At 61.3% G+C, this 8,041-nt stretch carries 8 protein-coding genes; 1 reads left to right on the plus strand and 7 read right to left on the minus strand.

The annotated features are described in order from the left end of the window. Nucleotides 1–98: 98 nt before the first annotated feature. The 7 genes from ABJK70_RS16800 to ABJK70_RS16830 all read right to left on the minus strand — a co-directional run bounded on the left by ABJK70_RS16800 (nt 99) and on the right by ABJK70_RS16830 (nt 5,660). The gene (locus tag ABJK70_RS16800) at nt 99–470 is read right to left on the minus strand and encodes a diacylglycerol kinase (protein ID WP_347258533.1); all 372 of its coding nucleotides are present in this window, start codon (nt 468–470) and stop codon (nt 99–101) included. Between the two features lie 10 nt (nt 471–480). Next, complete coding sequence (locus ABJK70_RS16805) at nt 481–1,524, minus strand: MJ1255/VC2487 family glycosyltransferase (RefSeq protein WP_086135462.1); 1,044 nt, start codon at nt 1,522–1,524, stop codon at nt 481–483. Next, entirely contained in the window at nt 1,521–2,045 is a 525-nt protein-coding gene (locus ABJK70_RS16810) for a phosphatase PAP2 family protein (protein ID WP_077729172.1), read from the minus strand. The genes ABJK70_RS16805 and ABJK70_RS16810 overlap by 4 nt, the downstream gene beginning before the upstream one ends. A 193-nt stretch (nt 2,046–2,238) precedes the next feature. Continuing rightward, the gene (locus tag ABJK70_RS16815) at nt 2,239–3,279 is read right to left on the minus strand and encodes a glycosyltransferase family 1 protein (protein ID WP_077729171.1); all 1,041 of its coding nucleotides are present in this window, start codon (nt 3,277–3,279) and stop codon (nt 2,239–2,241) included. Continuing rightward, the gene (locus ABJK70_RS16820) at nt 3,236–4,045 is read right to left on the minus strand and encodes a UDP-2,3-diacylglucosamine diphosphatase (protein WP_133716791.1); all 810 of its coding nucleotides are present in this window, start codon (nt 4,043–4,045) and stop codon (nt 3,236–3,238) included. Before ABJK70_RS16820 ends, ABJK70_RS16815 begins: the two co-directional genes overlap by 44 nt. A gap of 72 nt (nt 4,046–4,117) precedes the next feature. Next, on the minus strand, nt 4,118–4,894 hold the full coding sequence (locus ABJK70_RS16825) for a lysophospholipid acyltransferase family protein (protein ID WP_077729169.1): 777 nt from the start codon (nt 4,892–4,894) through the stop codon (nt 4,118–4,120). Further along, nucleotides 4,869–5,660, minus strand: coding sequence for a GNAT family N-acyltransferase (locus tag ABJK70_RS16830; RefSeq protein ID WP_077729168.1), 792 nt, complete (start codon nt 5,658–5,660; stop codon nt 4,869–4,871). The genes ABJK70_RS16825 and ABJK70_RS16830 overlap by 26 nt, the downstream gene beginning before the upstream one ends. A 764-nt stretch (nt 5,661–6,424) precedes the next feature. On the opposite strand from ABJK70_RS16830, the gene ABJK70_RS16835 reads away from it, so the two are divergent. After that, nucleotides 6,425–8,041: SBBP repeat-containing protein (locus ABJK70_RS16835; RefSeq protein WP_347258532.1), on the plus strand; the 1,617-nt coding region annotated here is incomplete at its 3' end.

An 8,041-nucleotide genomic window follows, 5' to 3' on the forward strand; every position in this document is an offset into this window, starting at 1 on the left:
CTGCTGGCCGACCCGTTAATGTCGTGAAAGGATTTCACGACCTACTGTGGGGCCGTGGTTCGTAGGTCGGCAGTCCCTTGCCGACAAAACGGTCACCGTCAGTCGAATCTCGGCAGCAGCACGAGCAGCCAGATGATGCCGGCCAAGGTCAGGGCGAGGAACACCGCCGCGGAACCCACGTCCTTGGCCCGGCCGGACAGTTCGTGATGCTCGAAGCTGATCCGGTCGACCACGATTTCGATACCGGTGTTGAGCAGTTCGACGATCAGGACCAGGAGAATGCTGCCCACCAGCAATGCCTTTTCGAAACCGGTTTGTCCGAGCCAGAATCCCAAAGGTCCGGTAACGATGAGCAGATAAATTTCCTGACGGAAAGCTTCCTCGCTCAGCCAGACGGCTTTGAGTCCTTTCATGGAGTTGAAAAACGCCGCATGAATGCGGGACCAGCCGGTGAGATTCTGACCTGCCATGATTTCGAATTTACCCATCGGTTCGGTGAACCTGGCTCCAGATATTATCTACCCAGGATTTGTCGACCCTCAGATCGCCTTGCATCAGCCAATCGGCGACGGCCCGTGCCACATCGGGGTAGACGACCCGTGTGGCCCGGCTCTGTTGCAGCCAGGCCTCGACGGTGGGGCCGTCCAAGGTCTGCATCACTTGGCCGAGCTGCAAGACCTCCAGGGCCAGCGCATTGGAGTTCTGTTCCATCTGGCCGTGCAGCGGCTTGACCAGGAGCTTCTTGCCGAGATGAAGCGCTTCGCTGGTCAATTCGAACCCCGAGTTGCATATCACGCCGGCGGCGTCGGCGAAGTCGTGCTGAAATCCCTTCCGGGAAAGCTGTTTGATGTGGATGTGCTCGGGCCGTGGATGGCGTTCGTCCGGCATGGTCGAACTGTAGATGTGAAACTGACGATCGTGGAACGGCTTCAGCAAGCGGACGACCTGATTGATGTCTTCGAAGGGCAGATAGACGACGATTTTGTCCGGCTGAACCGCCGCGGGTTCGAGATCGGTCTCGATGATGGGCGGGAGGATGGGATGATGGAAATGATGCCAGTGCACGCCCAGGCCCACCGTGACCGGCGCGAAATACTTGAGCACCAGATTTCCCATGACATCGGCATTCGCCTTGGGGATATCGTAGCCGAAGGCGTACTGATGGCCGATGCCGACGGTTTTGATGCCCTGCAGCCGTGCGGCCCAGGCGGTAACCGGTTCGAAATCGCTGACGACGATGTCGTACTGGCTCAAGTCCAGGGATTTGACGTCGCGGACGAAGCTCGGAAGATTGTTGCGAAATGCGGTCTTGATGTACCGCACATTGCCGGCTTTGGTTTCGAAGGTAAGACCGGCACGCCATTGGTAGTCGCCGAAGACGTCCATTTCGAACAGCTTTTCCCAAGGGCGGCCGGAAAACAGGTAAGTGACTTCGGCTCCGGCTTGCTCGAGTTTGGGCGCGATGGCTCGCGCTCGGGTAATGTGACCATTGCCGGTGGCCTGAACGCCATAAAACACTTTCACGTAAGATGGATCTCTAAACTCAGAAGGGCCAAAAGGATTCCCATCAGCGCGCCGATCAGCGTGTCGGTGGGAAAGTGAACGCCGAGCACCACCCGCGCCATGCCCATCAGCACAGCCCAGGTTAGGAGCAGAGGCGCAAGGGCCGGATAAAAGAAACTCAGCAACGTCGCCACCAGGAACGCCGCGGAGGTGTGCCCGGACGGGAAGCTGAAACGGTCGGACGGAATGATGAAGCTCGGAATATTCAGCGCGGCTTGGGGCCGGTCGCGCCGGCACAGATTCTTGAGGATGAAATAGACCGGACGCTCGATGGCGAAGCCCGTTAACAGGCAAGCCAGCAGAACCGAGCCCGCAGGCTGCCCGGACCATGCCAGCACCAGGCCGAGGATCAGGTACAAGTGCCCGTCGCCGGTCTTCGAGACGCATCGCGCACCGCGAACCAGCACGCGCCGGGATTTCCGTTGCGTTACCCAGAGAAACAGATTGACGTCGTAGGTTTGGATCGTCTGCATGAATTTCATGGCACGCTACTCCCTAAGGGCTACTCCTAAACCTTAGCCGGGGCAGATGACAATCCGGTGACGGAAAGATGAACGATCCATGACAGCGCTTAGAACTCGTAGGATGTGCTGAACGAAGTGGAGCGCCCTTCGACTAGGCTCAGGACAGGCATCAATCGCGAGGGTGCAGATGCCCATGGCTCGGGCACGGAGATCACGAATACCGCTGCCACCATGCCGTCGAACGCGCGCCGTTTTTCGGAATCGGCGCCAGATAGCTTTCGAACAGGAGGGCGCAATCGCGCCAGGAATAGCGCAGGGCATACTGGCGGCAGTCTTTGGGATCGAGTTTCAGCGCCTCGGTGATAGCGTTCTTGAGGTCTTCGTCCAGGCAGCCGACCCGACCGCTCAGAATCACGTCCTTCGGGCCTTCCACCGGAAAGGCCGCGACCGGAACGCCAGAGGCCAGAGCTTCCAGCATCACCAGGCCGAAAGTGTCGGTTCGACTCGGAAAAACGAAAACGTCGGCGGCCGCGAGATAGCGGGCCAGTTCCTCGCCGTATTTGTAACCGACGAAGCGGACATCGGGATATTTGCTCTCGAGCTCCTCCCGCTGCGGTCCGTCGCCGACCACGTACTTGGCGCCCGGCAGATCCAGCTTGAGAAAAGCCTCGATATTCTTTTCGATCGCCACCCGGCCGGCATAGAGCAGCACGGGGCGGGCATCGGGCAGAAAACCCTTGTCTCGGGGACGGAACAAGTCCGTGTCCACTCCGCGCGACCACAGCACCGGGTTCTTGAAGCCTCGCGCCTTGAGTTCCTCCAGCAAGGTGGGCGTCGCAGTCATCAGGCGCTCGCTTTCGCCATGAAACCAGCGCAGAAAGGAATAGCCGACAGCGAGCGGCAGACCGGTGCGGAGATGGATATATTCGGCGAATCGGGTATGGAAAGAACTCGTGAAGGGAAGCCCGCGCCGTTTGCAAAAACTCCGGGCGGCCATGCCGAGCGGGCCTTCCGTGGCGATGTGAATGGCATCGGGCTGGAATTCGTCCAGCCGGGCTCGGAGTTTCGAGCCGCAGCCCAGCGCCAGACGGATTTCGGGATAGCTCGGACACGGCCAGTTGCGAAACTGATCCGGCGTAAAGGTTTCGACCGTATGTCCGATCGCGCGGAGCTGCTCAGAGATCGTGCGAAGCGTGGTGACGACGCCGTTAGTTTGTGGGAGCCAGGCGTCCGTGATCAGGGCGAGTTTCAAGTGCGAGATCCTCCAGGAGTTGGGTGCTTTCTTCCAGCCAGCGGATGACGGACAGCGTTCCGGCGTGGCTTTCGGCCAAGGCGGTGCAGCTTTCCACCCAGTCGCCGCAGTTGCCGTACAGCGTGCCGTGCTCGGCCGTCCGGATCGTGGCGTGGTGAATGTGGCCGCAAATCACGCCGTCCAGATTTTGTTCATAGGCCTCGTGAATCAGCGCCCGCTCGAAATCGAAGATGAAGTTCACGGCGTTCTTCACCTTGTGCTTGATGTAGGCCGACATCGACCAGTAGGGAAAGCCGAGAATGCGGCGGACGTGATTGAACCAGCGGTTGACCTCGATCAGGAAGTCGTAGGCGCCGCTGCCGAGAACCGCCAGCCAGCGGCTGGAGCAGACCACGCCGTCGAACTCGTCGCCGTGCAGTACCAGAAGCCGGCGTCCGGTCGCCGTCTCGTGGACCGCGCTGGCGTGGATCTCGATGCCGTTGAACACCGTGCCGATATAGCCGCGGAAGATTTCGTCGTGGTTGCCCGGAATGTAAATCACCCGTGTGCCCCGAGCCGCCATCGCCATGACGGTGCGGACGATCTCGTTGTGCAGGCGGGGCCAGTAAACACCGCTCTTGAGCTTCCAGAAATCGATGATATCGCCCACCAGATAAAGGCGTTCGCATTCGATGTGCCGCAGAAAATCGAGGAGATATTCATCCTTGCAGCCCCTCGTCCCTAGATGTACGTCGGAAATCCAGACGGTACGGTATTTCAGCTTCATGGATAGTCCTCGCTGCGGTTGAAACTGGCAAAGAACTTAAACCGATTTTCTTAAAGCGCCGTGACGGACCGGTTAAGAATTCATGACGGCCAGTCCGCGGCAAGAATGGCCGGCATCCAGCGCGGCCACGATCTGTTGCCGCGTGGTTTGCGCCAACTCGTTCCGGCCCGGTCCGGGCGGAACGGCGGGGCAATAGTGCACATGGAGATCGATCCGTTCCAGCTTGAGGATGTCGAGGAGATGCGGCAGAAATTCGTCCTCGCCGACGAAGGGTGCGCATTCTTTCGCCGCGCCGTCGTAACGCAGGGCGACCGCCTGGACGTGCGCTCCCGCCAACTGCGCCGGGTGGAGCAGCTTGCCGTGAAAACGCAGCACGCGGTCGCCGGTGGTTGTCGTGCCTTCCGGGAACAGCACCAGGCGTTTCCCCTGGCGCAATTGCCAGGCCATCCGTTCGGCCACGGCTGCGCTCTGCCCGGTATCGCCGCGCTGGACGAAAAGCGTGCCGATGCCTTTCGCCAGGTAGCCCATGACCGGCCAATCCGCCACTTCCCGTTTGGCGACGAACAAGCAGGGGCCTTGCGCTCCGAGGGCGATGATGTCCAGCCAGGAAATGTGGTTGGCCACCACTAATCGGGCGTTCGCGTCGGGCCGCCCGCGGATGTGCAAGCGCAGATTGAGAATCCGGCAGACGGCACGGTTCCAGCTCACCACGATGGCGTCGTTCAAGGCGGCCGACTTCTTCCCCAATAGCAGCCTCAGGGCCGGCATGACCGTGCTGACGGCCACGATGCCGGCCACGAACATGGCGGCGATGGCCAGGGCTTTAAACCACTGCCGACAGCGCTGCACGCGAATTTTCCTGTTTGCTGGCGATGAAGCGCTTCTCGTAGCGGGCCTGCATGCGGGAGAGGTCCAGCAGAATGAACACGTCCATGACGTTGAAATCCTCGTCCCAGAAAGGATCGCCCAAGACCCAGCAGCCCAGCCTGAGATAAGCCTGCAACAAAGGCGGAATGCCGCTTTCGTCCTGGACGCAGCGCTTGTGCGCAGGAACCGGATTTTTGGACCTTACCAAGAGTTCCGACGGGCCGAACTGGTGCGGCTCGATCTGCCGATAGACCGCATCGACGGCGAAGCCGCTGGGGCCAGGCGGGATGCTGGCGCAGCCCATCAGGTAGTTGAAACGGCCGTTGTAGACGTATTCCGCCAGCCCGTTCCACAAGGTTCCGAGAACCACGCTGCCGCGGTGGGACGGATCGACGCAGGTGCGGCCGATCTCCAGGAAGCGTCCGGGCAAGGCCAGAACCTCGTCGAGTTGGAATTCGCCCTCGGAGTAGAAACGTCCCAGGCGCGCAGCCTGGATGTCGTCCAGCAAACGAGTGCAAGCGACGATCTGCCCGGTTTGGGTGTCGCGCACCAAGAGATGATCGCAGTAATCGTCGATTTCGTCATAATCGAGACCCTCGATCCGGGTATGCAGATGCGCGCCCATCTCTTCGGCGAAAACGTGGTAGCGCAGGGCTTGGGTTGCGCGGACGGTCGCCGGATCGCTGGCGACTTCGGCGGCGTAACGGCGAGGACGGGACGAGAGAGAAATAGCGTCTTGTACTGACATGTAAGCCTTCCGTCTGTGCTTCGATGGAAAGGCACTTTACGGAGGCGGTATGACGCAAATATTGCGGTTTGGTGACGAAATGATGACAAGCGCCGCAGGCGATCCGTTTTGGCTCGGAGTATTTTTCGTCTTGGCGGTCGACGGTTGGAAGCATGATTGAAGGGGGCGCCGCGTCAGCGACACCTAATATCACCATTCCAACCCCTGACGCCGTAACCGCTCGCGCTCGGCGTCGCCAAGTGCGACCCAGGGTTCCGGCGAGCGGACGGCGCGGTAGAACAGATCGAACAGGGCCGTAGAGCCGCATGGGAAACCTCCTCATGCGGCGCAATACGCGAGTACCCTATTGCGCCCAACGCGGACTATATTTCCCATTTTGGGATCAGCCCCCAATATCGCTGCCGCTCTCTATGACAACGCCATTAACCTGGAGCGCATCTTATTAACCCGGCCTATATATATAGGCCGGGTTAATCCGGGGCAGGGATGCCCCGGCGCGGCGACAAGCCGCGTGAGCCCAGGCCGGGCGTGTACCGGGCCTGGGCGGCGGCCCGAAATACCAGGAGGGTATTTACGGGCCTGATTCATAAACTCTCAGGGCATCAAGCATTGAACAGCCCTGATCGGAATTTGATGCCGCGAAGCCGGTCATAGGAATTAGAAAAAGGACGTTTATTTTTCCTGGACTCAAACTCTGCGAGGCTAAGATTCTGCCCAAACGGGGGGTGAGCGCCATGGACAGGTCCGATCCCGGAGAGGGAATCATGCAATACTCGACGCGGCAAAGGGACAGGAAGCCGAGCTCCCGCGGCCGGTTTCCGGGCTTACGGTACTTTTTCCTGGGGCTGCTGGCCTTGCTGGGGGCGATCCTGCTCGCCCGGCCCAAGCATGGCGGTGAGCCGCATGACGCTTCGAGCTCGCCCTCGCCGCAGGTGAGCGGGAAGCTCATTCATCCGAGCGTCCCCTTCATCGCGAACCAGGGGCAGACCGACGAGCGGGTGAGGTTCTATGCGGGGATCGACGGCGGCACTGTCTATGTCACCCGCATCGGCGAGATCGTGTACGACCTCCCGAAGGTGTCCGGCAAGACCGGGACAACGGGTTGGTCCCTGAAGGAGGCGCTCGTCGGCGGCGCCGCTGCCTTGGTGGACGGCGCAGAGAAGGCCCCAACCGAGGTGAACTATCTGATCGGGAGTGAGGAATCCGCCTGGAGAACGAACGTCCCGACCTACGATCGCGTGACCCTCGGTGAGGTGTACGAGGGGATCGAGCTCGAGCTGAGGGCGGCGGGCGCAACCGTCGAGAAACTCTTCCACGTCAGGCCTGGCGCGAGGCCCGAGAAGATCGGAGTGAGGATTTCTGGCGCGACATTCCTCCGGGCGAACGACAAGGGCGAGCTGGAGGTCGGCACGGGGCTCGGCACGGTCGTGTTCAGCAGGCCGAAGGCCTACCAGACGGTCGCGGGCCGCGCACACCCTGTGGAGGTCGCCTATGCGGTCGAGGGAACGAGCTACCGCTTCGAAGTCGGGCAGTACGATCGGACGAAGGACCTCGAGATCGACCCTTTGATCCAAGCCACCTTCCTCGGGGGATCGGGAGGGGACCGCGTCACCGCCGCAGCGGCCACGGCGTCGAACGTGCTCGTGGCGGGGACTACCGACTCGACGGACTTCCCGGGGACGGCGGGAGGGGCTCGACCTGCCCTGGCGGGTCCGAGCGACGGCTTCGTCGCTCTCCTCAGTTCGGACTTGAAGACGATCATCCAGGCGACGTACCTGGGGGGGACCGGCGACGACTCCGTGAGCGGTGTCGCGGTCTCGGAAGCCGGCATCTACGTCACAGGTTCGACGACATCGACGGACTTTCCGGGGACGACCGGAGGCGCCCGACCGCAGAACGCGGGGGGCAAAGACGCGTTCGCCGCGCTCCTTACCTCGAACTTGAAGGCGTTGACCCAGGCGACCTACTTCGGAGGAACCGACGAGGACGCCGCCAGCAGCGTGGCTCTTTTCGGGGGCGCCTATGCCGTGTTCGTGGCGGGCCGGACGGCCTCGCACGATCTCGTCGGGACCCTCGACAGCGCTCAACCGCTGAACGGGGACCCGATCATCCGCCCTGTCGGGCAGAACACGAACGACGGCTTCATCGCCGCATTCTCCGCTGATCTGAAGAGCCTGACGCAGGCGACGTACCTGGGAGGTCGCTCCTCCGATTCCATCAACGCCATCGCGGTCTCGGCGGGGTTCGTCTACGCGACGGGGGAAACCGTCTCGACGGACTTTCCGAAGACAGGAGGGGGCGCTCAGGAAATCCATTATCCCGACGGCCAGTCCGACGCCTTCGTGGCGCTCCTGACCAGCGATTTGACCTCGCTCGCGCAG

This window comes from Methylocaldum sp. (assembly GCF_039794385.1).
Classification (GTDB): Bacteria; Pseudomonadota; Gammaproteobacteria; order Methylococcales; family Methylococcaceae; genus Methylocaldum.